The 517-nt window shown below is 71.8% G+C and carries 1 protein-coding gene; it reads right to left on the bottom strand.

Annotated elements, in window-relative coordinates:
* Positions 1–502, bottom strand: a 502-nt coding sequence (locus tag AC1DWF_RS38685) for a radical SAM protein (protein WP_476843689.1), incomplete at its 3' end; no start/stop codon positions are given.
* Between the last annotated feature and the right edge of the window lie 15 nt (positions 503–517).

Genomic DNA, 517 nt, shown 5'->3' with positions numbered 1-517 from the left:
GCTGCGGCATGCGCGCGGCGGGCGTGCCGGCGCGGGCGGAATAGGGAAAGACGTGCAGGAAGGCGAGTAGCGCCTCCGCCACCAGATCGGTCATCGCGCACAGCTGCTCCTCCGTTTCGGTCGGGAAACCGGCGATGAGGTCGGCCCCCAGCGCCACGTCCGGACGTAACGCGCGAGCACGGGCGGAGAGTTGCAGCAGGTCGGCGCGGGAATGGCGGCGGCGCATGCGCTTGAGGATCAGGTCATGGCCATGCTGGGCCGAGAGATGAAGGTGCGGCATCAGCCGCTCCTCCTCGGCGAAGACGGCCCAAAAGCCGTCGTCCAGCGCCGCCGGGTCCAGCGAAGAGAGGCGCAGGCGCGGCAGTTCCGGCACCTCGCGGAGGATGGCGCGGATGACAGCCGAGAGATCGGGATGGCTGGCGAGGTCCACCCCGGTCAGCACCACCTCGGCGTAGCGGGTGGCAAGGTCGCGCACGGCGGCGACGGCCTCGGCGATCGGCATGGCGCGGGCCGGCCC

Source organism: Aminobacter sp. P4_D5, assembly GCF_056401815.1.
This window is presented reverse-complemented; position numbering and strand designations above follow the sequence as displayed.